This window comes from Phyllobacterium sp. P5_D12 (assembly GCF_054049495.1).
On record NZ_JBFUMG010000910.1, the window covers coordinates 1 to 1205 of the forward strand.

At 59.7% G+C, this 1205-nt stretch carries 1 protein-coding gene and 1 pseudogene; both read left to right on the forward strand.

Going from position 1 to position 1205, the window contains the following annotated elements; translation table 11 throughout:
- Window positions 1-90: pseudogene (locus ACXJ5O_RS27540) on the forward strand (CoA-transferase subunit beta); the annotation flags it as partial.
- The coding region (gene pcaF / locus ACXJ5O_RS27545; RefSeq protein ID WP_457302684.1) for a 3-oxoadipyl-CoA thiolase at window positions 90-1205 on the forward strand (1116 nt) is incomplete at its 3' end. The pseudogene ACXJ5O_RS27540 and the gene pcaF, both read left to right, overlap by 1 nt.

The window sequence follows — 1205 nt, forward strand, 5'->3', positions numbered from 1 at the left end:
GTCGCGGAAACACCGGTGCCGACGACAGCCGAAATCTCCGTGCTCCGCGACATCAACGCCCGCACCAAGAAAGCGCATGAGGCAGCCTGATGACCGAAGTTTACATATGCGATTATATACGCACGCCCATTGGCCGCTTTGGCGGAGCGCTCTCCTCCGTTCGCGCCGATGATCTTGGCGCAATTCCGTTGAAGGCACTGATCGAACGCAATAAAAGTATCGATTGGGAAGCCATTGACGAAGTGATCTACGGTTGCGCCAACCAGGCTGGCGAAGACAATCGCAATGTGGCGCGCATGGCGCTGCTGCTCGCCGGGCTTCCAGTGAGCGTCCCCGGAACAACCATGAACCGCCTGTGCGGCTCGGGTATGGATGCCGTGATCACTGCCGCCCGTGCGATCAAGGCCGGCGAAATCGAACTTGCGATCGCCGGCGGTGTCGAATCCATGTCTCGTGCCCCTTTTGTAATGCCGAAAGCAGAAAGTGCATTCTCGCGCCATGCGGAAATCCATGACACGACGATCGGCTGGCGTTTCATCAATCCACTGATGCAGCAAGAATATGGCGTCGATTCAATGCCAGAGACTGGCGAAAACGTTGCCGAGGACTTCAATGTATCGCGTGCAGATCAGGATGCTTTTGCCGTGCGATCCCAGCGAAAGGCCGGGGTGGCGATGGCGAACGGACGCCTTGCCCACGAAATCACGCCGGTCACAATTCCGCAGCGAAAAGGCGATGCAATCGTTGTGGATCGGGACGAACACCCGCGTCCCCAAACCACAATCGAGCAACTGGCGAAACTGCCGACGCCGTTCCGTAAAGGCGGGTCAGTTACGGCGGGCAATGCATCGGGCGTCAACGATGGCGCGGCAGCGCTGATCGTCGCTTCCGAAGCCGCCGCGAAGAAATATGGCCTGACGCCGATTGCCCGTATCGCCGGTGGCGCAACTGCTGGTGTACCGCCCCGTATCATGGGTGTCGGGCCGATCGCAGCCTCGGTGAAGCTCTGTGCCCGGCTTGGCATTTCGCCCAAAGATTTCGATATCATCGAACTCAACGAGGCCTTTGCCTCCCAGGGACTCGCGGCACTTCGGGCGCTTGGCATTGCCGATGATGCAGAGTTCGTCAATCCAAATGGCGGCGCCATTGCGCTGGGTCATCCACTCGGCATGAGCGGTGCCCGCATCACAGGCACCGCCGCGCTG